The following is a 23,130-nucleotide window of genomic DNA, read 5'->3' as shown; positions in this document are numbered from 1 at the left end:
TCACCCGAGCGCAGCACGGCGGATTGCCCCTGCGCGCGCACGGCCGGCACTAACCTCCAGAAGGGTGCGTATCGGCCTGTTGACCCGTGAATACCCACCCGAGGTCTACGGCGGCGCCGGCGTCCACGTCGGTTTTCTCGTGCCCCGGCTGCGGGATCTCGTCGACGTCGACGTCCACTGCTTCGGCGGGCCCGGCCGGGACGCGGTCCCGGGCGCCCGACCGCATCACCACCCGATCGTGCTGGACGGAACCCGCTGGCTGGACGGGGCCAACCCCGCGCTGCACGCCCTGGCGGTGAACCTGTCGATCACCGCCGCCGTGGCCGGCGTCGACCTCGTCCACTCGCACACCTGGTACGCCAACATGGCCGGCCACCTGGCGAAGGTGCTGCACGACGTGCCGCACGTGGTCACCACGCACTCGCTGGAACCGCGCCGGCCGTGGAAGGCCGAGCAGCTCGGCGGCGGCTACCGCCTCTCGTCCTGGGCGGAGCGCACGGCCTACTCCGACGCGGACGCGTTGATCGCGGTGAGCGAGGGGATGCGCGCCGACGTCCTCGACTGCTATCCCGAGCTCGACCCGTCCCGCGTGCACGTGGTGCGCAACGGCATCGACCCCACCGCGTACTACCCCGTGACCGAGACTGACGCGTTGCGGCGCTTCGGCGTCGATCCCGCCCGGCCCACCGTGGCGTTCATCGGCCGCATCACCCGGCAGAAGGGCGTCGGCCACCTGGTGGCCGCGGCGCACCTGATCGACCACGACGCCCAGATCGTGTTGTGCGCCGGCGCGCCGGACACGCCCGAGATCGCCGAGGAGACGAAGGCGGCGGTCGCCCGGCTCGCTGGCGCGCGTCCCGGCGTGTTCTGGGTCCAGCGCATCCTCACGCAGGAGGAGGTCCGCCAGGTCCTCTCGCACGCCACGGTGTTCGTGTGCCCCTCGGTCTACGAGCCGCTGGGGATCGTGAACCTGGAGGCGATGGCGTGCGGCACGGCCGTGGTCGCCTCGGACGTCGGCGGCATTCCCGAGGTCGTCGAGCACGGCCGGACCGGGTTGTTGGCGCGGTACACCGGGCAGACGGCGCGGGACTTCGAACACGCGCTCGCCGAGGCGGTCAACGAGTTGCTCGCCGACCCGGGGCGCGCGGCGGCGATGGGGCGGGCCGGCAGGCAGCGCGCCGTGGCGGAGTTCTCCTGGGCGTCCGTCGCGGAGCGGACCGTGGCCGTCTACCGCGAGGTCCTCGCCTGACCACAACTGTCCACATCGCACACTTCGCGCGAGGATTCCCGGTTCACCGCCGGAGAACGGGACGGCAGCCAGGACGCCACGAGCACCGCGACGACAGCCGTGGCCAGCCAGCAGCACGTGGTGGCCACCAACGCCGACCACCCCCACACTCCGTACACCGTGCTGCCGAGCCACCCACCCACACTGCTGCCGAGGTAGTACGAGAACAGGTAGACCGACGACGCCTGTCCCCTGGCCCCGGCGTTCGCCCGCGCGCCGACCCACCCGCTGGCCACGGCGTGCGCGGCGAAGAACGCCCCGGTGAGCACCGCGAGTCCGGCGAGCACCCACCCGAGGTCGTCCGGCAGGGTCATGACGATCCCGACCGCGGTCATCACCAGCGCGCTGAGCAACACCACGGGCCGCCCAACTCGGTCGGCGATCCGGCCGGCCGCCGCGGAGCAGACGCCGCCGACCGCGTAGGCGAGGAAGACCAACGCGGCGACCGCGGGCGAGACCTCGAACGGCTCCGCCACGAGCCGGAACCCGATCGCGTTGTAGACCGCCACGAACGCCCCGACCATCACCACGGCGACGACGTACGGCCCGTACAGCACCGGGTCGGTGACGGCGGAGCGAAGTCCCGCGACCAGCGGAGCGACCCGCAACGGCTGCCGCTGGTGCCGCCGCGACGCGGGCAGCAGCCAGGCGACCAGCACCCCGCACAGCGCCGACATCACCGCCACCGCGACGAGCCCGCCCCGCCACCCCGCACCGGACAGGACCACGTCGTCGGCGACGAGACCAGCCACCAGCCGACCGCCCATCCCACCGACGGTCGTACCCGCGACGTACACACCCATGAGCGAGCCCATGCTCGTCGCGCCGATTTCCTCGGCCAGGTAGGCCATCGCCGTCGCCGGCAGCCCGGCGATCGCCACCCCCTGCACCGCGCGCAGCGCCACCAGCGCGCCGAACGAGGGCGCGAAGGGCGCCAGCACGCCGATCACCACAGCGGCCACGATCGAGCCCAGCATCACCGGGCGCCGACCCACGGCCTCGGACAACGTCGCCACGGGCACCACCGCCAGCGCGACGGCGGCGGTGGTGACGGTGACCGTCAGCGACGCCGCGCCCGGGTCGAGCCGGAACTCCGCCGCGATCTGCGGCAACACCGGCTGGGGCGCGTAGAGCAGGGCGAACACCGCCAGTCCCGCCGACAACACCGCGATCCCGATCCGCCGCAGCGACGCCGGTTCGGATGCCTCCGCGTCGACCGAGCCCAGGTGAGTCACGTACGGCGACGCTAGGCACGGGCAACCCATGCGTCCAATACAACTTTGCACCAGAATCCATACCGTGCTGGATGAACGCGCGGAAGCCCTGGCCCGGGGACTGGCGCCCCGGTTGGCCCTGCTCCGGGAACTCGGCCGCGACCCCCACATCACCCGGGTCGCGGAGCGGCTGGGCGTGCCGCAGCCGACCGTGAGCCGCTGGCTCGCCGCGCTGGGCGAGGAGGTCGGCTCCCCGGTCGTGGTGCGCACCGGCCGCCGCGTCCAGCTCACCCGGGTCGGCCGGTTCCTCGCCGACGCCGCCGAACACGCCGTGGCCGCCGTGACCAGCGGCTGCCGGCGGGTGGTGGAGGAGGTCGACCCGGACCGGGGCCACGTGTCGCTCGCGTTCCTGCACACGCTCGGCCAGACCCTGGTCCCCGGCCTGGTCCAGGGCTTCCGGGAACGCTTCCCCCAGGTGCGGTTCGCCCTTGTGCAGGGCTCCCACGAGAAGCTGCTCGACCGGCTTCGGCTGGGCGAGGTCGACCTCGTGCTCACCTCACCACTGCCCACCGACCCCGACCTCGCGGCGGCGCCCCTCCAGGACGACGCCCTGGTGGTGCTGGTCCCCGAGCGGCACCGACTCGCGAAGCGCCGGCGGGTGCGGCTCGCGGAGCTGGCGGACGAGGACTTCGTCGCGCTCACCCCCGACTTCGGCCTCCGGCAGATCACCGACGAGCTGTGCGCGGCGGCCGGGATCACCCCGCGCCTGGCCTTCGAGGGCGAGGAGACCGACACCCTGCGCGGGCTCGTCGCGGCGGGCCTGGGCGTGGCGCTGGTCCGCCGCGCCTGGCCGGCCCCGCTCCCGGGCACCGTCGAGCTGGACCTGCTCCCCAGCGCCTTCCGCACGATCGGCATGGTCTGGTTCGCCGACCGCCCGCTCACGCCGTCGGTGCGCGCCTTCCGCGACTTCGCCCGGCAGTCGGCGCGGTCCTCGCTTCGCTGAACAAGGTGTGCGTCACGCCACCGGAGGTTTGGCCGAACCTCGGGAAGGCAACTCCCCTCGTCCCAACTGCCCGCCCGCCTTCCGGGCGTGAAGACGAGGAGCGCCATGCGGTTCTACGGGGTGAACGCGTTCAGCACGACGCCGTTCGGCGGCAATCCCGCCACGGTCCTCCTGATGGAGGGCCCTGCGGACGAGTCGTGGATGCGGCGGGTGGGCACCGAGTTCAACCAACCGGTGACGGCGTTCGTCTGGCCGGAGTCCGACGACGACGGCTACGGGCTGCGGTGGTTCAGCCCGACCACGGAGCTTCCCCTGTGCGGGCACGGCACGCTCGCGGCCGCGCATGTCCTTTGGGAGAACGAAGTCGTGCCGGCGGACCAGAGAATCACCTTTCACACCAAGGCAGGGCCGCTGACAGTCCATCAGGAGGACGGCCAGACCTGGATGCGGTTGCCGGCCGTGGAACTGGTGGAGGCGACTGCCCCGGACGGACTTCTCGACGCCCTGGGCGTGCCGGACGCGGTGTGGTTCGGGCTCTCGGAACACGACTTCGTCGTCGAACTCGACTCGCCGGAGGCGGTCGAGCGACTCCGGCCGAACTTCGTGCGACTCCGGGATTTCCCGGTCCTGCGGGTGAACGTGACTGCCCAGGGCGGCACGGACGGCGCGGACTTCACGTCCCGGGTCTTCGCCCCCAACCTCGGCATCAACGAGGACCACGTCACCGGCTCCACCCACTGCGCGCTCGGTCCACTGTGGACACGACGCCTGGGCCGCTCCCCTCTCTCGGCCCGCCAGGCGTCATCCCGCCAGGGACGCCTCTCCGTCGTGCACTCCGACGACCAAGCCGACCACGCCGACCACGTCCTCCTCGGCGGCCAGGCCCTGACCACCTACACGGGCCAGCTCCACATCACGCCCTGAGACCGACGGTCGTGATCGCCGAAACTCGGTTCGCGCGGGCCGGGCTTCGGCGATCATGCATGGGTGGGTGAGGAGAAAAAGCCCAAGCGGCAAGGAAAACGGCGATGGCGGGCGCGTCCGGAGTCGCTGTGGTGGCTCTCCGCCGTGGTCGTCCTGCCGGTGCTGGCGATCACCGGAATCGCGATCACAGCGCTGGTTTGGACACTGGACCCGTCATCACCTGGCGAGCGCATCGACCTCGTGAAGACCGCGCTGAGCATCGGCGCCGGCACGGGCGGTGTCGCCGCACTCGTGTTGGCCAGCCGCCGGCAGTGGTCCGCCGAACAGGCCCACCGCCTCGCCGAACGCACCAGCCAGATCACCGAACACGATGCCGCTGAGCGACGAATCACCGAGCTGTACACCAAGGCCGCCGAACAACTCGGCTCCGACAAACACACGGTCCGACTCGCTGCCCTGTACGCACTGGAGCGCCTGGCCCAGCACAATCCCGAGCACAGACAGACCACCGTCAATCTGCTGTGCGGCTACCTCCGCACTCCCTACACTCCACCGCGAGAAACCCCGAGTAACGTGAATGGCACTGGAGTCCACCGCCCACTGGTCTCCAGCAAGGCCAGACGAATGCGGCCAGCCAAATCAGCCGGTCGCAGCGCCGCGCCTACCAAGCCCAGCCACCGGGAGGCCGTGCTCGAACGGGACGTGCGGCTCACCGCCCAACGCATTCTCGCCGCCCATCTGCGGCCCGACTACGGCGACGCGGGCAGCCCCACTAACCCGAAGTTCTGGCCAGAAGTACTCGAAATCAACCTCACCGGCGCCCACCTCCTCGACTTCAACCTTGACGATTGCCGGGTTCGCTCCGCCACCTTCACTGAGGCGACCTTCGTCGGTGTCGCGCGGTTCAGTCGAATGAAATTCACAAGAGCCAACTTCGACAGGTCCTCCTTCAGTGGCGAGACTGATTTCACCTACTCAACCTTCACTGGACCAGCAAGTTTCAATAAAGCAATTTTTGCCGCCGAAGTCCGTTTCGACGAAAGCACTTTCACTCACGACACTTTGTTCGAGGGGGCAATATTTAATAACGCGCTGAGCTTCTATGATGCTACATTTATGATGCAAGCGCTCTTCATCGAGGCAACTTTCAAAGGGATGGCAGCCTTTGGTGATACGCTCTTTCTAAGCGGAGCCTTGTTTGAACGAGCCAACTTTACCCAACTCTGCTACCAAAACGACTCCACCTTCATCTCCAATGGCTCTTTCAAGGGGGCACAGTTGGGAAATCAGGCATTCGACCCTACACGCAATCAGTGGTGAGGGCGGCAGGGAACAAAGAACAGGGCAACTACGAGAAGAAGCCGCGGCGCGCCCCGAGAAATCTCCTCGGGGCGCGCCGTCGGGGAAGAGCGGTCAGCAGTAGGAGCGGGCGAACTCGACGAGGGTGCGGGCGGCGAAGCCGGTGCCGCCCGGGTTGACCTCGTCGTAGACCTTGTCCGAGCGGGCCGGGCCGGCGATGTCCAGGTGGGCCCACGGGAGGCCGCCGGTGAACTCGCGCAGGAACAGGGCGGCGGTGATGCCACCCGGGCCGGGCGGGCACTGGCGGACGTCCGCGAGGTCGCTGCGGACGTCGGCGGCGTGGTCGTCGAGCAGCGGCATCCGCCACCACGCCTCGCCCGCTCGGCGGCCGGCCTCGGTGATCCGCTCGGCCAGCTCGTCCTCGGTGGCGAAGAGGCCGCCGGTCCGCAGGCCCAGGGCGACCTTCATCGCGCCGGTGAGGGTCGCGACGTCGACCAGGAGGTCCGGCTTGAGGCGGTGCACGGCGTAGGCGAGGGCGTCGGCCATGACCATGCGGCCCTCGGCGTCGGTGTTGGTCACCTCGGTGGTGGTTCCGCCGTAGTGGCGGACCACGTCGCCGGGGCGGTACGCGGAGCCGGACACGTGGTTCTCCGCGCACGGCACCAGGCCGGTGACCCGCACCGGCAGGTTCAGCTCGGCGATCGCCAGCAGGGCGGCGATCACGGCCGCGCCGCCGGACATGTCGGTGCGCATGAGGTGCATGCCGTCGGCGGGCTTGATCGAGATGCCGCCGGTGTCGAAGGTGATGCCCTTGCCCACCAGCACCAGGTGCGGGGCCTTGGCCGCGCCGCGCGGCTGGTGGCTCAGCTCCAGCAGGCGCGGCGGGCGGGCGGAGCCGCCGCCCACGGCGAGGACGCCGCCGAAGCCGTTCTCCCGGAGCCACGCCTCGTCGCGCACCACGGCGGTGAGGCCGGGAGCGGCCTCGGCCAGCCGGGCGGCGGTGTCGGCCAGCCAGGCCGGGTCCTTCACGTCGGACGGCGTGCTCGCCAGGTCCCTGGCCAGGCCGGTCGCGGCGGCGAGGGCGCGGCCCTCCCGCACGGCGGCCGTCATGGCGGTCTCGTCAACGCCGGCCGGCAGGACCAGCCGCAGTTCCTTGGTGCGCGGCGTGCGCTCGTTGGTCACGCGGAACGCGTGGCCGCCGAGCATGGCGCCGAGCGTGAACGCGGCGACCGCGTCGCCGTCGACGTCCTCGGGCAGCGCCACCTGCACCGCGCGCGCCGGGCGTCGGCCCTCCCGGTGCTCGTTGGCCGCCTGGCCGTCCACGGCTCGTGCCAGCGCCGCGCCGGCGGCCCGCCAGTCGCGGGACTCGCCGGAGCCCAGGCCCACCAGCCAGCCCTGCGACCCGTCCGGCGCGGGCACCGCGTGCGCCTGCCCCGCCCTGCCGGTCGCGCCGACCAGCTCCAGCCACCGCGCGTCCAGGCCCAGGCGGTCGGCGAGCGGGCCGAGCTCCGGGCCGGCGCCGTCGCCACCGGCGGCGGGGCGGGCCACGACGACGAGCGGGACGCCACGCCGGGGCGCGGTCGTGATCTGGACATCGACCAGCGGCGTGGGAACGGAGGGCAACGGCGACGGCACTGTGACGCTCCTAACAGGAGGGAGATTTCCCTCGCGGAGTGGCGATCCCCGGAGCTGGGACGCGCGTCGGGGACGATGCCGCACAACGAGGGGCCTGACGACGTGTGCCGGCCCCGGCTCCCCGCGCGATGCCCCGCTCCCGGGGGAGCGACGCACCAGACCGATCCCACCGGGGTTGATTCCACTGGGCTCGACTCCACAGAGCTCGATCCCGCGAGCGGATGTCGGGGATGAGCGACCGGGACGGGGGAAACCGGGGCCGGACGGTGCTCGGCCGGACCGGCCGGTTGGCGGTTCGGTTACCTCAGCCCGCAGCGGCCTTCAGGGCATCGCCCAGCTCGCTGGCCTCCTCCGCCGACATCTCGACGACGAGGCGCCCACCACCCTCGAGCGGGAGGCGCATCACAATCCCGCGACCCTCCTTGGTGACCTCGAGGGGACCGTCGCCGGTCCGGGGCTTCATGGCCGCCATAGCGTGCTCCCTCCGTCAACTCTTCCCCGCCCGACACACCGCCCAGCGCGTCGGGTGCGGGACCCATTCTCCCCCATTCGTACGCACGGACGAAACCGAACGATCACTTCGTGTCGCTCCACGCCGGATTCCACGCAGGTCACACCGGCGACAACGGCACTGGTCGAGTGGCTTTCGGACTGACAAACTCAGCCGTCGTGCGGGCTCGTTCAGCGTTGTTCGACGTGTACGGCGGTCATCTCCGGGAGCGGGGTGGCGCCGCGACGATCGCCGCCCTCGTGCGCCTGCTCGAACCGCTCGGCTTCGCCGCGCCCGCGGTGCGCACGGCGGTCTCCCGCACCGTGCGGCAGGGCTGGCTGCGTCCCGTGCGCCTGCCCGCCGGCCCCGGGTACGCGCTCACGCCGCGCGCCGAGAAGCGCCTTGACGAGGCCGCGGCGCGGATCTACCGCACTCGTCCGTCCACTTGGGACAGTCGGTGGCACGTGGTGGTGCTGGAGGAGCTGCCGGCGCGCCCGGCGCGGGACCGGCTCACCTCCTCGCTGCACCTGCTCGGCTACGGCGAGCTGGGGCCGGTCACCTGGATCGCGCCGCGCCCGTCCCGGGAGCTGTCCGACGTGCTGGCCGCCGAGGAGGTCGCCGCGCGCACCTTCCACGGCGAGCACGACGGCGACGACACCGAGCTGGCCGCGCGCGCGTGGGACCTCGCGGAGTTGGGCGCGGACTACGCCACGTTCGTCGCCGAGTGGGAGCCCCGGGTGTCCGTTGTGGACGCCTCGTCGGCGGCAGCGGCGTTCGCCGCCTCGCAACAGCTGTTGCACGCGTGGCGCAAGTTCCTCTTCCGCGATCCCGGTCTTCCGCCGCAGTTGCTGCCGCCCGACTGGTCGGGGCGGGAGGCGGCGCGGTTCTTCGACCACCACACCGAGCGGCTCGCGCGGGGCGCGAACCGGTTCGTGGAGTCCTGCTTGGACAGCCAGTGAACGCCCCGCCGCGATCCGGCGGCGGCGACCCGAGGAGAGGGAGGACACCCGTGTCCGACGCCGTGTTGCTGACCGAGGACGCCGAGGGCGTGCGCACCTTCACGCTGAACCGGCCCGACGCGTACAACTCGCTGACGACCGCGTTGAAGGAGGACTTGCTGGCCGCGCTGGGCGAGGCGGCGGCGGACGACGCGGTGCGCGCGGTGGTCATCACCGGTGCGGGGCGGGCGTTCTGCGCCGGGCAGGACCTCAAGGAGCACGTCGAGTTGCTCACCTCCGGCGACCCGGCCCCGCTGCGCACGGTGGAGGAGCACTACAACCCGTTGGTCACCGCTGTGCTGCGGATGCCGAAGCCGGTGATCGCCGCTGTGAACGGGACGGCGGCGGGCGCTGGGGCGTCGCTGGCGTACGCGTGCGACCTGCGGGTGGCGGCGGAGTCGGCGAAGTTCCTGATGGCCTTCGCCAACGTCGGGCTCACGGCGGACTCGGGGGCGTCGTGGACGTTGCCGAGGTTGATCGGCTACGGCCGGGCGATGGAGATGTTCCTGTTGGCCGAGCCGGTCGGGGCCGAGGAGGCGCTGCGGATCGGCATGGTCAACCGGGTCGTGCCGGACGGCACCGCGCTGGACCGGGCGCGGGAGATCGCCGCGCGGATGGCGGCCGGGCCGACCACCGCCTACACCAAGATCAAGGAAGCGATGCTGGCGTCGGCCGCGGCGGCGGTGGAGGAGGCGCTCGCGGTCGAGGCCCGCACGCAGGCGGAGGCGGGCGCGACGGCCGACCACCGCGAGGCGGTCGAGGCGTTCGTGGCGAAGCGTTCGCCGAAGTTCACCGGCCACTGATCTCGGGGCTCGGCCGCGCTGAAGTGGTCGGGTGATCGGCGATCGGGTGCGTGAGGGGGCTGCGGCGAATTCGTCGGCTCGGTCCGCGGGGTGCCGCGACCGCTGTGGCTGCGGTAGCTCTCGCTGGAGGCCGGGCTTTCCAGTGTCGCGCGATCTCTCGGCGACGGCCCGATTTCGGCCTGGGGACAACCCTTTTGTGGCTCGGGTTGTCCCCAGGCTCCGAGCAGTTGTCCACAGTTACCCGATCTTCGGGTGAACGTGGAGCCATTCTCGGGAGGTTTGTCCACAGGCGACGGTTTGGGTGGTGCGGGGCGGTGTTGATCCTCGGTAGGCTGGAAGCGGGGTCGCCCCCCAGGGCGGGTGGGGGCTGTGCAGAAGAAGATCGACAACGGCCCACCGCGACCGGGAATCAGAAGGTCAGTCGGCTCAGGTCGATGTCCAGGCGACCTGGAGACGTCGTGATCAGGCGGTCCACGTACTCGCCACTGGCGGTGTAGCCGCCTCGCGTCCGGTCGAGTTCGAAGGTGTGGACGCACACGCTCGGCGCGCCACTGGTCGGACCTTCCACTCGCCAGAAGTGCGGAATCCCCGCCTCGGCGTGGGCGATCGGCTTGGAGCCGCGATCCTCCCGGCGGGAGCCGTGGGAGACGACCTCCACGACGAGCAGGATGTCCAGGGCGGGAATCGGCCTGGTGGTCAGGGGTAGGTCTGCCCGGAACACCACGACGCCCGGGGTCAGGTAGTCCAGCGGCTCTCCGCGAGCATCACGTCGATGTCGGTCTCCAGTTGCCACTCCCGAGGAAGCTGCGACTCCAGTGCCGCCGCCAGCCGCCGCACAACGCGCTGATGCAGGGGGGAGCGGGCTGGGATTCACAGTCAGGGCTCCGTCCAGGACCTCCACCCGGCACTTCTCGGAAGATTACGGACGTCATCCAGCGTCCAGCCTCCGGGTGGTGGGTAGAGCCAGTCAGCGGGCAAGGCCACCACAGGAAGTCCCTTCTCCAGCTTTCACGGGACCGGGTGGGACAGGCCGACCAGATCGGTCGCGGTGCGCCGCCAGCAGCCGGCGAGGTGGTCGTTGACCATGCCGGTGGCCTGCATCAGCGCGTAGCACGTGGTGGGGCCGACGAAGGCGAAGCCCCGGCGCTTGAGCTCCTTGGCCATCGCCTTCGACTCCGGGCTCGTCGCCGGCACGTCGGTGTGCAGTTCGGGCGCCGGTCTCTCCGGCGTGTCCGGCGCGAACGACCACAGCAGGTCGTCCAGCGGCACGTCCAGGTCGCACACCGCCCGCGCGTTCCGGATCGTCGCCTCGATCTTGGCCCGGTTGCGCACGATGCCGGCGTCGGCGAGCAGCCGGGCCACGTCGTCCGCGCCGAACCCGGCCACGGTCTCCGGGTCGAAGCCGGCGAAGGCCCGGCGGAAGCCCTCCCGCTTGCGCAGGATCACCAGCCACGACAGCCCGGACTGGAACGCCTCCAGCGACATCCGCTCGAACAGGGCCGTGACGCCCCGCAGCGGCACACCCCACTCGGTGTCGTGGTACGCGGCGTAGTCCGGGGTGGACGCGCCCCAGGGGCAGCGGGCGAGGCCGTCGGCGCCGAGGTCCGGACCGCTCATCATGGGTACTCCTGACAGAACGAGGCGAATCTGGTCAACGAACGGCGCAGGCCCCACGAGACAGCGGGCCGGACGAGGCGCCAGCCGAGCTCGCCCAGCACGCCGAGCGGCGCGCGGAGCCGCTCCTCCCAGGTGAGCACGGCGCCCCGGTCGTGCGGTCGCACCGCGAAGACGCCGACGCCGTGGAGCAGGTGGCCGAGGTGCCGCACCTCGCACCGGTGCGGCGGGTCCCAGACGGCGATCTCCATGGTGTCCAGGAACCCGAGGTCGCCGAGGCCGGTGAAGGCGATCACGCGGGAGCCGACGTCCCGGCCCGAGCCGGCCACCACATGCGACTGGGTGCCGAGCATCCACTCCCGCTGCCGGGTCCAGTCCGTGGCCGCCGCGAACACCACCTCGGGCGGCGCCGGCACCACCGTCGACAGCTCCACCCGCACGAGGGGCCCGCGCGCGGGGGTCATTCCGCCGACGTCCTCGTGGCGATCTCCTGCTCCAACTCGGCGATCCGGCCGCGGAGCTGGTCGACCTCGCCGGCCAGGTGCTCCAGCGCCCAGTCGACCTCCGACATGCGGTAGCCCCGCACCGCCTGCTGGAACCGCAGGGCCCGGACGTCGTCCCCGGTGACGTCCTCCGGGGGCAACCGCGTGGGCGAGGCGCCGGGGGGCAGCGGCGCCAGCTCCTCGCCGCGCCCGAACACGGCCGAGGCGAGCAGGAACACCACCGCCGCCACAGCGATCATGACGACGAGGTAGATGAGCGCGGTGGTCACGGTCAGATCGTGGCACGCCCGCCCGACGGCCGTCCGGCGGCGGGGCGGGCCCCGATCCAAGATCGTCCGCGCGACGGGGCCCACGACCGGGCGGCCCCGCGCGCACCGGCTCAGGCGACGAGCACGAAGCAGCGCCGGGCGAGCAGGACGAGCCGGCCCATCACCGCGAAGGTCACCACGGTCGCGAGGAGCACCGGCGGGGAGACCAGCAGCAGGGCCGGCTCCACGCCCGCCGTGGCGACCACGACGGTGAGCAGGCTGAAGCCGTACACGCCGACGGCGCCGACCGACCACGCGCCGGCGAGCCGGCCGACCAGCCGGGTGTCGCCGATGAGCCGGGCCAGCCAGCGGAAGGCGAGCAGGATCGCCGCGGCGGAGGCGGCCAGCACCCACGAGGTCAGGTCGGTGGCCTGGGCGACCGTGCGGTACCAGTCGGGCTGGGAGGCGTCCACCCACAGCAGGCGGTTCAGCTCCCACAGGCCGTGCACGAGCGGGATGAGCAGCAGCAGCGAGCGGATGAACCGCACGCCCTGCGCCACGGCCAGCTCGGCCTGGTACTCCCGGGCGATCCGCGGCACGGGACCGAAGTCGGCCACGGCGCGGCGCTGCGCCTCCTCGGGGTCGAACCCGGCGTCGAGGTAGCTCTCGGCCGCGTCCTGCAGGCCGTCCCTGGCCTCGGTGAGCAGGTCCCCGAGCAGGACCGAGGGGCCGCGCAGGCGGGCGGCCAACGCGTCGACGTAGTCGTCGATCAGGCTTTGGCCGGCCACGGTCCGCTCCCCAGCACACCTTCGATGGCCGTGGTGAACTCCCGCCACGCCGCGCGCTCGGCGGTGAGCGCCCGCCGGCCCGCGGTGGTGAGTTGGTAGGTGCGGCGCTGGCGACCGGAGACGGTCGTCCACTCGCTCCGCACGTAGCCCGCGCGCTCCAGTCGCCGCAGCGCGGGGTAGACCGTGCCGGTCGGCAGGTCCAGCGCCCCGCCACTGCGGAGTTGGAGCGCCTCGATGATCGCGTACCCATGCAGCTCGCGGCCGTCGAGGGTGGCCAGCAGCAAGGCATCCAGGTGCCCACGCAGCGCGTCCGCCTTCACGTGTAGTGAGTCTACGGATGCCCCCCGGAGGTGTGTCACCACCCGGTGTCGGAACGGACGCGAGCAGTACGCGGCGCCTCCCCGCGACCCGCTCCGCGCCCCGCAGCTCCACTGTGGATGGACGGTGGCGGCCCTCCTCGCCCCTGGGCTCCCGTCGGCCCGGACCCGCCTCCTCCGGCCCACCCGCGGAGCGCGACGCGGCCCCACGCGCGCGGCCCGGAGTAGCGCGTAAGAGGTGAGCGCGCACCGCTGACCAGCCAACGGCCGAGCGGTTCGGTCGGCGGGCGAAGTGGTTGCCGCGAAACGTACCGACGCGCTGGTCCATCAGAGTGGATCGCCGGTGATTTCTTTCCGCTACCGCCAACGGAGGTCGACACTGCGGGCGATCCGTGATCTCCCCCACATCCAGCAGCGCTGGAGGTCAGATGACCGCTGAATCGATTTCGCACACCGGTGACCAGGCCGCCGCCGCCGTCGTCGCCGCTCCCCAGCTGGACGACGAGGCGACCCGGCACCTCTCGGCCGCCGCGCACCTGGACGAGACCTTCGCGGACAACGCGATCGAGGAGTTCCTCGCCGAGCCCCGCCGCGCCGTCCCGCCCTCCCCCGGCGTCGACGCCGCCGTCGTGCTCCGCGAGGCCCTGGCCGCCCGGCGCCGGCGGCTGCTCCGCGACGTGGCCGTGCTGGTGGCGTTCCTGGTCGCCCTGCTCATCGCGCCGGTGACGGCGGTGGCCTGGGTGGCCGTGGCCGCCATCTGGCTGGTGATCCACGCGACGACCACGGCCTCGGCCAGGATGCGGGGCGTGGAGCCCAGCACCGCGCGCACGGGGCTCATCACCGCCGGCGTCCTGGCGTTCCTGTTGTTCTCGACGGTTCTCACGCTTCCCACGACAACGACCTCCAGCAGCCGTCGCTACGGCTACCGCTCTCCAATGGACGAGGCGCTGGACGCGCTCGCGCCGGGCGTCGCGGTGTTCCTGTTGCTCGTCCTCATGTTCGTCGTGCTGCTCTCGGACCGACTGGCCCTGCGGCACCTGCTCATCAACCACTTCACCTACGGCCGCTTCCGCCAACCCCAGCCCCAGGACTCCCGGCTCGACCACGCGCTGCGCGCCTCCGGCTGGGAGCCGCACGCCAAGCGCCTCGGGCTGATCTCGAACGCCGGGCAGCGCGGCAACCTCGTGGTGCACGACGGGTGGCGCGCGTTCGTGGGCTCCGGGACGCTGGCGCGGTCCTGGTCCGTGGCCGTGCAGTTGCGCCAGGACGAGGAGGCGGCCGAGACGGACGCCGAGCCGACCCCGCTCAACCCCACCGAGCTGTACGACCGGGTGGCCGAGGAGCTGAAGCGGATGCGCGGCTCGGACAACCTCGCGCCGGGCCTGCGCCTGCGCGAGCTGTCCGACAGCGAGCACGCCGTCGTCTCGGCGCTGTCCCTCATGCGCTACCGGCACGAGGAGCTGGCCTGCCACATCCTGCCCAGCCCCACGTCCACGCCGGCCAACTGGCTGCCGGCCGAGGTCCTGCGGAACCTGGCCGACCGCAGCCCGGAGTGGATCAGGTACTTCCGCTGCTTCCGCGTCGAGACCTGGCACAAGGAGCTGGTCATCTCCAGCTACCTGCACATCGGCTGCGACGAGCGGACGCTCTACGTCGAGTGGGACGCCTTCCAGCTCAACCCGGTCGCCCCCTACTACACCCGGGGCGAGTGGGCGGAGACCCGGCTGTCGCACGCGATCTCGCGCGCGCTGATCGACCTGGTCGCCCTGCCCGGGACCGTCCCCCGCCGCGTTCGCACGATCTACCGCGTCCTGCGCGACGCGGCGCGGCGCGCCGGGATCACCTACCGGCAGCAGCACGTCGTCCCCTCCGCGTACGGAGCGCGGCGCAGCATCCGGGAGCTGGCCGCGAACCGGCGCGGCGAGACGTACTTCCACGAGATGGACGGCATCCGGCACGTGAAGCTCATGGAGCGGCGCGCGATGGCCGCGATCGCGGACTGCCTCGCGGAGCACGGCTACTCCACCAAGGAGTTCACCGGCAGCGCGAACGCCGTCATCCACAACACCGTGATCAACGACAGCCAGGTCTCCGGGCTCAACATCGGCGGCAGGGGCAACACCGTCAACACCGGCGACACCAAGATGTCGCGTGGCCGCGACGAGGGTGGGAAGGACTGACGTGACCAACCAACCCAGAGGCATCCACATCACCGGGAGCACCGTCGTCGGCGCGAACCTCGGCGGCAGGAACAACAAGGTCGACGTCGGCGACGTGACGATCGGCGGCCCCGCCCGGACCGACGAGCTGCGCGCGCTGGTCGCCCGGCTCCGGGCGGAGCTGGCCGCGCACGCGAACGACCCCGCCTACGCGAAGGCCGACGCGCACGCTGAGCTCCTGGCCGAGGAACTGGCGGCGGAGCGGCCCGACCCACAACGGGTGCGCGGTCGGTGGGATCGGTTGCGGGGCCTGCTCACCGCCCTCACCGCCGGTGGGGCGATCGCCGAGATCGCCGACGGGATCAGCAAGCTGCTCTGACCGCCGGACTCCCGGACCACCGAACTACCAGGGTACGGGGGTGCGGGGCCGTCTGGGTGCGGGGCCGCGGGGTCGCCGGTGCGGGTCAGCGCCCGGGTGCGCGCACCTCGCGCATCGGCGGTCGGTCGGCGATCCGGACCTCGGCCACGTCGGGCAGCCACTCCCCGGCGACCTGGGCGAACTGGGCGTAGGGCCCGCCGGGGTCCGGCAGGCCGCAGCGGTCGAGCACGGTGCCGAGGATCTGCCGGGCCATGACGCCCAGCGCACGCAGCGAGCGGTTGCGGTGCTTGCGCACACCGAGGTTGACCTGGGCGATCGCGTCCGTTCCGTGCCGCTGGGCGGTGTCGAGCAGCAGTCCGATCTCCACGCCGTAGCCGGCGGCGAAGGGCAGGGACTCCAACAGCTCGCGCGTCGCCGCGTACTCGCCGCCCAGCGGCTGCACCACCCCGGACAGCTCGGGGCGCAGGGCGGCGAGCAGCGGCCGCGCGAGCAGCTCGGTGACCCGGCCTCCCCCGTTGTCCGCCTCGTCGGTCCCCACGCGCAGTGGCCGGCGGTAGAAGCCCTTCACCAGGCGCACGCCGTCGACGGTGAGCAGGGGGCCGAGCAACGCCGGGACGAAGCCGGCGTCGACCTCGACCAGGTCGGAGTCCAGGAACACCACCAGGTCGCCGGTGGTGGCGGCGAGCGACCGCCACAGCACCTCGCCCTTGCCGGGCACCGGCGGCAGGTGCGGCACGACGTCCTCCCGCCGCACCACGCGCGCCCCGGCGGCCGCGGCCACCTCGGCGGTGCGGTCGGTGGACCCGGAGTCGACGACGACCACCTCGTCCACCAGCCGACGTCCGTCCACCGCGGAGGTGTGGGGCAGCACCGCCGCCACCACGTCCGCGACGGTCTCCTCCTCGTCCAGCGCGGGCAGCACGACGCTCACCGTGCGGCTCCCCTTGGCCGCGCGGAGCTCCTCAACCGTCCACTGTGGATTCTGGGTGGTGCGCGCCGTGAACCAGCGCTCGACGTCGGGCCGCATGCCGCCGCTCAGGCCATCGCCCGCAGCACCCCGGCCGGCGGCCGGGTCCCGGCGATGCTGCCCACCATCTCCAGCACGTGCCGGGTCTGCCGGACGTTGTGCGCGCGGAACACCCTGGCGCCGGCCCAGGCGGCGACGGCGGTCGCGGCGAGGGTCCCGTCCACCCGGTCATCCACCTCGGCGTCGAGGGTCTCGCCCACGAAGTCCTTGTTGGACAACGCCATCAGCACCGGCCACCCGGTGGCCACCAGCTCGTCCAGCCGGCGCAGCAGCTCCAGGCTGTGCCAGGTGTTCTTGCCGAAGTCGTGGGTGGGGTCGATCAGGACGCCGGCGCGGGGCACGCCCAGCCGCACCATCCGCTCGGCCTGCCGGGTCACCTCCTCGACGACGTCGGCGACCACGTCGGGGTAGCGGACGCGGTGCGGGTCGGTGCGCGGCGGCAGGCCGCCGGTGTGCGAGCAGACGACGCCGACGCCGAACTCCGCCGCGACCTCCGCGAGCCGGGGGTCGGCGCCGGCCCAGGTGTCGTTGAGCAGGTCGGCGCCGGCCTCGCAGACCAGCCGGCCGACCTCGTGCCGCCAGGTGTCGACGCTGATCACGAGGTGGGGGTGTCGCTCGCGGACCGCCGCGACGAACGGGACCACCCGGCGGATCTCCTCGTCGACGTCGACGACCTCGCCGTGCGAGCCGGCCCGCACGCCGCCGATGTCGACGATGTCGGCGCCCTCGGCGACGACCCGGTCGACGGCGGCCAGCGCGGCGTCCTCCGCGAAGGTGGCGCCGCGGTCGTAGAAGGAGTCCCTGGTGCGGTTGACGATCGCCATCACCAGGGCGCGGTCCTGCCGGACCTCGCGCTTACCGAACCGCAGCGTGCTCACACACCCGATCGTGCCAGGCGATGACAGCGAAGCCCGCCCGCGCACCGCGATATGACCCCGATCACCTTCTGGGCGACCCCGTGAGCACCATCACCCCCTGCCGTCACGCGGCGTAATCCGGAAAGCGCAGCACGGCGTCGAGTTCTGTCCACCTGAATCGATCGGCGCACGTCAGCGCGGTGTCATCCCCGCACCCCAGCTCGCAGTGATCTCCATCACAGTGACGCCGATCATGTGACCTGTTCCACGACGATTACCCGCCAGTAACACCGAAGAAACTTCACATTCGAGGGAGGTCGGATGCGCCGGACACCCCTGCTCCTGCTCGCGGCCCTGGCCGCGCTGCTCGGTTCGCTCCTGGTCGCACCCGCGGCGCACGCCGCGCCCGGACACACGACCCGCTACGAGACCATCCCCGGCGAGGGCGGGACGCCGCTGCGGGCGTTCGTCATCCGACCCACCGGCCGCGGCCCCGGCCCGCACCCGCTGCTGGTGCTGCCCACGAGCTGGGGCATGAACAACCTGGAGTACGTCGGGGCCGCGTGGCGGATGGCCCACGAGTCCGGGTACGTCGTGGTCAGCTACACCAGCCGGGGCTTCTGGGACTCCGGCGGGGAGATCGGCGTGGCCGGCCCCACCGACGTGGCCGACGCGCGCAGGGTCATCGACTGGGCCGTGCGCAACGCCGGAGGCGACCCCGACCGGGTCGGCATGGCGGGCATCTCCTACGGCGCCGGCATCAGCCTGCTCACCGCCGCGGCGGACCGCCGCGTGCGCGCGGTGACGGCGATGAGCGGCTGGGCCGACCTCGCCGCCTCGCTCTACCCGAACCGGACCGTCGGCTTCCAGGCCGTCGAGATGCTCATGGGGCTGGGGCACCTGACCGGCCGGCCGGGACCGGAGCTGCGCCAGGCCGAGGTGGACTACCGCGCGGGGAACTTCGACAAGGTGCTGCCGATCGCACCCGAGCGCTCGGCCAGCACCAAGGTCGACCAGATCAACGCCAACCGACCGGCCGTCATGATCGCGCACGCGTGGCAGGACGGGATCTTCCCGCCCAGCCAGCTCGTCGACTTCTACAACCGGCTCACCGGCCCGAAGCGGATCATGCTCACCCCGGGCGACCACGCCACGCCCGAGCTCTTCGGCGCGGCCGGGTTCCCCAACGAGATCTGGGAGAGCACCGGCCGCTGGTTCGACCACCACCTGCGGGGCGTGGACAACGGCGTCGACCGGGAGAAGCCGGTCCAGCTGAAGCCCGCCAACGGCGGCGGTTGGCGCGGCTACCCGAGCTGGGCGGCGGCGACGGCGCGGAACAGCACCTTCTACCTGACCCGGCCCACCACGAGCTGGACCTCACCGCAGGTGACGGGCTCGCTCGCCGGCGCGGCCTCGACCGGTTGGACGCACCGGATCAACACGGGCTGGGACACCGCGGCCAACAGCGGCACGATCATGGTGAGCGGGATGTTGCAGGGCTTCTTCAACATCCCGACCGGAGTGTGGATGCCCCAGGTGAACCGCTCGGACGCCGCCGTCTGGTGGGGACCCGACCAGGAAAGCGCCACCACGGTCAACGGCGCGCCACGCCTGCACACCACCGTGACCCCGAGCGCGGCCGACACGACGCTCTACGCCTACCTCTACGACGTCGGCGCGGTGGGCGGTGGCGCGTTGATCACGCACAAACCGTTCACCCTGCGCGGCGCCAAGCCCGACGTCGCCCAGACCATCGACATCGACCTGGAGCCGGTCACCTGGGACGTTCCGGCCGGGCACCGGCTGGTCCTGGTGGTCGACACCGTCGACCCGCGCTACCTCGGCACGAGCCAGCGCGGCGAGACGGTGACCTTCGGCTCCCCGGCGGGCAACCCGTCCTGGCTGCGGGTCCCCACGGCCTGACGGCCCACCGGACGCGGATGCGGTCGGGCCAACGACGTCCCGACCGCACTCTCCGTCCACAAAGGACAAACCTTTGCCCGGCCGCCCGCCCCTCTCGCCCCCACCGGAGACAGCCCCCACCCGCCCTGGGGGGCGAGCCCTGCTCCAGCCTATCGGCCCAGCACCCGGCCCCCAAGGCGATCATGAAGCCCTGTGGAGGAAATCGGGTGACTGTGGACAACTCCGCCGAACCCCGAGGCGAGACAACACCAAAGAGCGAACTGACTCCGCCTGCTAAAGCCCTGACGCAGAGCCGACAAGCGAGAGTGACGACCTAACCCCGAACCTGTCGCAGGAACGCGTCGAACCGGGCGGGATCGAAGACCAGAGCCGGACCCGAGGGATTCTTGCTGTCCCGCACGGCAACCCAGTCCAAACCCCGTGCGACCTCAACGCACATGTTGCTCGACCCGCTCCGACCGCTCTTCCGCCACTCGGCCCGAGCGAGCCCCTCCATCGATGTCCTCCTGAAGCTGTTCACGTCTTCCGCGCGCGGTACTCATCCATGACCGTAGCGATGAAGTCGACGGACTCCGGTTCCGTGAGGGCAAGAGCACGTACATCCGCGAACATGTTCAGCAGAACTTCCACTTCGGACGGATCATCGATGACGTGGCCACCCACGGCGTCGTCGGCGTAGCCAAGTGGCGGGTCCAGCTTGGGATCACTGAAGTGGAGGACGGCGAAGTTGCCGCAGACGGCAGGGTGCGCGCCCACGCGGTAGGGAAGAACCTGAATCCGGATGTTGGGAGCGCTTGCCAAACGTACGAGATGCCACAGCTGATCGGCCATGATCGCCGGCCCACCCACTTCGAGGCGCAATGCGGACTCCGCGATCACGACGTGCAGTTCTAGCGGATGCTCGCCCACCAATCGCCGTTGTCGCCCCTTCCGCAGCTCAAGACGCTTCTCCAGAACTTCTCGTGGAGTCGTGTAGGGGCCAGCCAGGTGGATGGCCCGGGAGTAGTCCTCCGTCTGGAGAAGTCCAGGGATCAGGATCGGCTCGAACGCGGTGATCTGCGACGCGTCCGACTCGAAGCTCACCAGCGGGCGCAGCCAGTCGGGCAGCTTGTAGACCGACCACCAGCCCTTGCTTCGACCAGCCAGCCGTAGCTTCTCCAGTTCCTCGCGCACGTCGTCGGAAGCGCCCAGCTCCTTGAGCAGGACGTGGAGATCGGACTTGCCGATGCGAGTCTTGCCGTGCTCCCAGTTCACGATCGAGACGTGGGAGCGTCCCAGCACTTCGGCGAGCTCGGACTGCGTTCGTTCAGCGGCCTCGCGCAGCCGCCGCAACTCCGCGCCCAGCCTGCGCAGCTTGGCCGAGGAACCAGCCATGAGGGTCGCCTCCAACATCACCCAAACAGGTCGCTAGTGATCTTGTATGTAAGCGCAATACAGTGCGATGTGTCACACTGTAGTCGACCGATCACCAGGAGCGGTTGGCGGGGAGCCAGGAGGAGGCGGCCATGTGCGCGAGGGTCCGGGGAGTCGAGATCAGCGCCGACGTGACGGTCACCGAGGACGCTGAGATCAATTACGACGTGACCGGCTCGGGAGAGGAGGTCCACGTGCGGGTGGGCAACTGCGACCTGTACCTCGTCCTCACCAGCAAGGCACTGCCGACGATGATCGAGGTTCTGACGAAGGCCAAGGGGGAGATGGACCGGATCGACGCCGAGTACGCGGCCCGGGCTGAGAGCTGAGGGCTGAGAAGGCGTTGCCCGGTAAGGGAAAGTGGCCCCGCCGAGGGGCGGGGCCACCGGGTTCGGAAGGGGCGGCTCAGGAGAGGGCGGGTTGGAGGGCGCTCCGCCGCCTTCGTCCCCCGGCCAGGATCAGGGCGGCGGCCAGGGCCACCGCGCCAACCAGGGCGCCCAGCGCCGCCAGGGTCAGACCGTCCGGCCGCAGCAGCGGCTGCCCGCGCATCGCCTGCCACGTCAGCAACACGCCCAGTCCGGTGTAGCCGGCCGACGCCACGAGGGTCAGGCCCAGTCGAATCCGCTCGGAGCGCAGGACGGCGTACCGGGTGGCCAGCATCCCCAGCAGGACGGCGACCAGCGGCAGCACCTGCATGGCGTGCAGGCCGACGAAGTGGCCGATCCTCAGGTCTCCCCCACCCGTGCTCCAGCCGACGCCCGGCAGCCCGGGGCCGCCGTCGGCCACCCCGACGCTGTGCGCGCCACTGAGAGTCCCGACTCCGCTCTTCAGGGCCGCGACCTGCTCGTCGCGCGGGCGGGTCATCAGGCTGGCCTCGAACATCCCGCCGAACGCCACTAGCAGGCCCAGCCGGGCCGACCACCGGGTGGCCGAGTCCGCGAACCTGTTGAACATCAACGGAACCAGGAACAGCAGGTTGGCCACCGCCAACACCATCGCGGTCTGGCCCATGATGCTGTAGAGCCGGGCGTCGAACGGGGTCGCGACGTTGAAGTGGCTGGCGACGCCCCGGGCCGCCTGGAACGTGATGACCGCGAACTCGACCGCCACGCCCGCCGCGAGCACGGTGCCCACCCACCACGCGAACCGCCGCCCACGCCGGCAGACCGACGCCAGCCAGGCCAGGGTCACCGCGTAGAGCAGGAACGAGATCCCGAACTTCAACGGCTTCATCCACACCGGCGTGCCGCCGACGAAGCGATCGTCCACCAGGAGGCCCACGGTGGAGACCAGAACGAAAACAGCCAGGACACCGGCGCACAGCATCAGCGGTCGGTGCCAGGCGAACGCCTGCCGCGCGAGCTTCGTCAGCGGCGCACGCGACCGAACGGGCGTTGGGACCATTGGTGCTTCCCCCAGGAGGTCTGCGGATCGACTCCGCAACCCTCCTGCCCGCGACGGCCGGAAACCCTGGTGGCGCCTGGAGAACCCCGGCTCGCCCCGGCCCCACCCCTAGGGGTGGGGACAGCCGCACCCCGTCTCCACCCCACTGTCCATTGTGGAACCCCAGCTGCGGGCGGACCAGCGGGGTCGACTAGCGCACGTCGGGTTCGAGCGACTCCGCGCGGTCGGCCCACTTGGCCCTGGGCGGCGTGTAGTCGGCGAACCGCTCCAGCACCCGTACGGGATCGGCGTCGACGATCAGCATGTCCCGGGTGGCCTCCCGGAGGAAGTCCTCCTCGACCATGTGGTCGACGAACCTGCGCAGGTGCGCGTAGTAGCCGTCCACGTCGAGCAGCGCGAGGGGCTTGCGGTGGATGCCGAGGTGCGCCCACGTCCACACCTCGAACAGCTCCTCCAGCGTGCCGATGCCGCCGGGCAGCGCGATGAACGCGTCGGCCTTCTCGGCCATCATGGCCTTGCGCTCGTGCATGTCGGCGACCACGTGCAGCTCGGTCAGCCCCTGGTGCGACAACTCGCGGTCGACCAGCCCGTGCGGGATCACGCCGACGACCTCGCCGCCGGCGGCCAGCACGGCGTCGGCCACCTCGCCCATCGTGCCGACGCTCGCACCGCCGTAGACCAGGCCGATGCCCCGCTCGGCGAGCACCCGCCCCAGCTCACGCGCGGCGGCGACGTACCGCTCGCCCCGTCCCGTCGAGGACCCGCAGAAGACACAGACACGCACGCCCCGACCCTACGCGCCGCCTCGACCCCACGACCCCCTGCGGGCCGCCGCTCCGGCTCG

General features: G+C 71.6%; 25 protein-coding genes. 10 read left to right on the top strand and 15 right to left on the bottom strand.

Features of this window, described 5'->3' with window-relative positions:
• The first annotated feature begins 64 nt into the window (after positions 1–64).
• A complete protein-coding gene (gene glgA / locus BUE43_RS23745; RefSeq protein ID WP_073487077.1) occupies positions 65–1,249 on the top strand; it encodes a glycogen synthase in 1,185 nt (394 codons plus the stop codon).
• Here glgA and BUE43_RS23740 read toward each other — a convergent pair.
• Complete coding sequence (locus BUE43_RS23740; RefSeq protein WP_073487075.1) at positions 1,228–2,523, bottom strand: MFS transporter; 1,296 nt, start codon at positions 2,521–2,523, stop codon at positions 1,228–1,230. The genes glgA and BUE43_RS23740 overlap by 22 nt on opposite strands.
• Positions 2,524–2,587: 64 nt before the next feature.
• Here BUE43_RS23740 and BUE43_RS23735 point away from each other — a divergent pair, with 64 nt between their 5' ends.
• The 3 genes from BUE43_RS23735 (at position 2,588) to BUE43_RS32940 (ending at position 5,749) form a co-directional block, all read left to right on the top strand.
• Positions 2,588–3,505 carry a LysR family transcriptional regulator gene (locus tag BUE43_RS23735; RefSeq protein WP_073487073.1) on the top strand — a complete coding sequence of 306 codons (918 nt, stop codon included), beginning with the start codon at positions 2,588–2,590 and terminating at the stop codon, positions 3,503–3,505.
• Between the two features lie 105 nt (positions 3,506–3,610).
• Positions 3,611–4,429: a PhzF family phenazine biosynthesis protein gene (locus tag BUE43_RS23730; protein WP_073487070.1), complete on the top strand. Its 819-nt coding sequence runs from the start codon at positions 3,611–3,613 to the stop codon at positions 4,427–4,429.
• A 63-nt stretch (positions 4,430–4,492) separates the two neighbouring features.
• Complete coding sequence (locus tag BUE43_RS32940) at positions 4,493–5,749, top strand: pentapeptide repeat-containing protein (RefSeq protein WP_143174346.1); 1,257 nt, start codon at positions 4,493–4,495, stop codon at positions 5,747–5,749.
• A 93-nt stretch (positions 5,750–5,842) separates the two neighbouring features.
• On the opposite strand, the gene BUE43_RS23715 is transcribed toward BUE43_RS32940, so the two are convergent.
• Together BUE43_RS23715 and BUE43_RS23710 are read right to left on the bottom strand one after the other, a co-directional pair.
• Complete coding sequence (locus BUE43_RS23715) at positions 5,843–7,363, bottom strand: leucyl aminopeptidase (RefSeq protein ID WP_073487064.1); 1,521 nt, start codon at positions 7,361–7,363, stop codon at positions 5,843–5,845.
• A gap of 304 nt (positions 7,364–7,667) precedes the next feature.
• Positions 7,668–7,835 (bottom strand): DUF3117 domain-containing protein, encoded by a 168-nt coding sequence (locus BUE43_RS23710; RefSeq protein ID WP_073487062.1) that lies wholly within the window; start codon positions 7,833–7,835, stop codon positions 7,668–7,670.
• A gap of 197 nt (positions 7,836–8,032) precedes the next feature.
• Here BUE43_RS23710 and BUE43_RS23705 point away from each other — a divergent pair, with 197 nt between their 5' ends.
• Together BUE43_RS23705 and BUE43_RS23700 are read left to right on the top strand one after the other, a co-directional pair.
• Positions 8,033–8,812 (top strand): PaaX family transcriptional regulator, encoded by a 780-nt coding sequence (locus BUE43_RS23705; protein WP_073487060.1) that lies wholly within the window; start codon positions 8,033–8,035, stop codon positions 8,810–8,812.
• Positions 8,813–8,862: 50 nt separating this feature from the next.
• Entirely contained in the window at positions 8,863–9,654 is a 792-nt protein-coding gene (locus BUE43_RS23700) for an enoyl-CoA hydratase-related protein (RefSeq protein WP_073487058.1), read from the top strand.
• Positions 9,655–10,063: 409 nt separating this feature from the next.
• On the opposite strand, the gene BUE43_RS23695 is transcribed toward BUE43_RS23700, so the two are convergent.
• The 6 genes from BUE43_RS23695 to BUE43_RS23670 form a co-directional block, all read right to left on the bottom strand.
• Complete coding sequence (locus BUE43_RS23695) at positions 10,064–10,555, bottom strand: Uma2 family endonuclease (protein ID WP_083960080.1); 492 nt, start codon at positions 10,553–10,555, stop codon at positions 10,064–10,066.
• Positions 10,556–10,662: 107 nt separating this feature from the next.
• Positions 10,663–11,271, bottom strand: a complete 609-nt coding sequence (locus BUE43_RS23690; protein ID WP_073487056.1) for a DNA-3-methyladenine glycosylase I — start codon at positions 11,269–11,271, stop codon at positions 10,663–10,665.
• A complete protein-coding gene (locus tag BUE43_RS23685; RefSeq protein ID WP_073487054.1) occupies positions 11,271–11,732 on the bottom strand; it encodes an SRPBCC family protein in 462 nt (153 codons plus the stop codon). Before BUE43_RS23685 ends, BUE43_RS23690 begins: the two co-directional genes overlap by 1 nt.
• Positions 11,729–12,040: a DivIVA domain-containing protein gene (locus BUE43_RS23680; protein WP_073487446.1), complete on the bottom strand. Its 312-nt coding sequence runs from the start codon at positions 12,038–12,040 to the stop codon at positions 11,729–11,731. The genes BUE43_RS23685 and BUE43_RS23680 overlap by 4 nt, the downstream gene beginning before the upstream one ends.
• Positions 12,041–12,150: 110 nt before the next feature.
• On the bottom strand, positions 12,151–12,807 hold the full coding sequence (locus BUE43_RS23675) for a permease prefix domain 1-containing protein (protein ID WP_083960079.1): 657 nt from the start codon (positions 12,805–12,807) through the stop codon (positions 12,151–12,153).
• Positions 12,789–13,127: a PadR family transcriptional regulator gene (locus BUE43_RS23670; protein WP_073487052.1), complete on the bottom strand. Its 339-nt coding sequence runs from the start codon at positions 13,125–13,127 to the stop codon at positions 12,789–12,791. The genes BUE43_RS23675 and BUE43_RS23670 overlap by 19 nt, the downstream gene beginning before the upstream one ends.
• A gap of 425 nt (positions 13,128–13,552) precedes the next feature.
• On the opposite strand from BUE43_RS23670, the gene BUE43_RS23665 reads away from it, so the two are divergent.
• Both BUE43_RS23665 and BUE43_RS23660 read left to right on the top strand, forming a co-directional pair.
• A complete protein-coding gene (locus tag BUE43_RS23665; protein WP_073487049.1) occupies positions 13,553–15,304 on the top strand; it encodes a hypothetical protein in 1,752 nt (583 codons plus the stop codon).
• Position 15,305: 1 nt separating this feature from the next.
• Positions 15,306–15,662: a hypothetical protein gene (locus BUE43_RS23660; RefSeq protein WP_073487047.1), complete on the top strand. Its 357-nt coding sequence runs from the start codon at positions 15,306–15,308 to the stop codon at positions 15,660–15,662.
• Positions 15,663–15,747: 85 nt separating this feature from the next.
• Here the strand turns inward: BUE43_RS23660 and BUE43_RS23655 are convergent, their stop codons facing one another.
• Positions 15,748–16,689: a glucosyl-3-phosphoglycerate synthase gene (locus BUE43_RS23655; RefSeq protein ID WP_073487045.1), complete on the bottom strand. Its 942-nt coding sequence runs from the start codon at positions 16,687–16,689 to the stop codon at positions 15,748–15,750.
• A gap of 8 nt (positions 16,690–16,697) precedes the next feature.
• Positions 16,698–17,567, bottom strand: a complete 870-nt coding sequence (folP, locus tag BUE43_RS23650) for a dihydropteroate synthase (RefSeq protein ID WP_143174345.1) — start codon at positions 17,565–17,567, stop codon at positions 16,698–16,700.
• Positions 17,568–17,867: 300 nt separating this feature from the next.
• On the opposite strand from folP, the gene BUE43_RS23645 reads away from it, so the two are divergent.
• Positions 17,868–19,469, top strand: a complete 1,602-nt coding sequence (locus tag BUE43_RS23645; protein WP_073487043.1) for a CocE/NonD family hydrolase — start codon at positions 17,868–17,870, stop codon at positions 19,467–19,469.
• Positions 19,470–19,782: 313 nt separating this feature from the next.
• Here BUE43_RS23645 and BUE43_RS23640 read toward each other — a convergent pair whose 3' ends face one another.
• Together BUE43_RS23640 and BUE43_RS23635 are read right to left on the bottom strand one after the other, a co-directional pair.
• The gene (locus BUE43_RS23640) at positions 19,783–19,965 is read right to left on the bottom strand and encodes a DUF397 domain-containing protein (RefSeq protein ID WP_073487440.1); all 183 of its coding nucleotides are present in this window, start codon (positions 19,963–19,965) and stop codon (positions 19,783–19,785) included.
• Positions 19,966–19,985: 20 nt separating this feature from the next.
• A complete protein-coding gene (locus tag BUE43_RS23635; protein WP_234995879.1) occupies positions 19,986–20,861 on the bottom strand; it encodes a helix-turn-helix domain-containing protein in 876 nt (291 codons plus the stop codon).
• 113 nt (positions 20,862–20,974) lie between these two features.
• Between BUE43_RS23635 and BUE43_RS23630 the strand changes: the two genes are divergently transcribed.
• Entirely contained in the window at positions 20,975–21,211 is a 237-nt protein-coding gene (locus tag BUE43_RS23630; RefSeq protein ID WP_143174344.1) for a hypothetical protein, read from the top strand.
• Between the two features lie 76 nt (positions 21,212–21,287).
• Here the strand turns inward: BUE43_RS23630 and BUE43_RS23625 are convergent, their stop codons facing one another.
• Positions 21,288–22,286, bottom strand: a complete 999-nt coding sequence (locus BUE43_RS23625) for a hypothetical protein (RefSeq protein ID WP_234995878.1) — start codon at positions 22,284–22,286, stop codon at positions 21,288–21,290.
• A gap of 190 nt (positions 22,287–22,476) precedes the next feature.
• Entirely contained in the window at positions 22,477–23,070 is a 594-nt protein-coding gene (locus BUE43_RS23620; RefSeq protein WP_073487039.1) for an LOG family protein, read from the bottom strand.
• Positions 23,071–23,130 lie beyond the last annotated feature (60 nt).

Origin of the sequence: Streptoalloteichus hindustanus (assembly GCF_900129375.1) — a bacterium.
GTDB lineage: Bacteria > Actinomycetota > Actinomycetes > Mycobacteriales > Pseudonocardiaceae > Streptoalloteichus > Streptoalloteichus hindustanus.
This window is presented reverse-complemented; position numbering and strand designations above follow the sequence as displayed.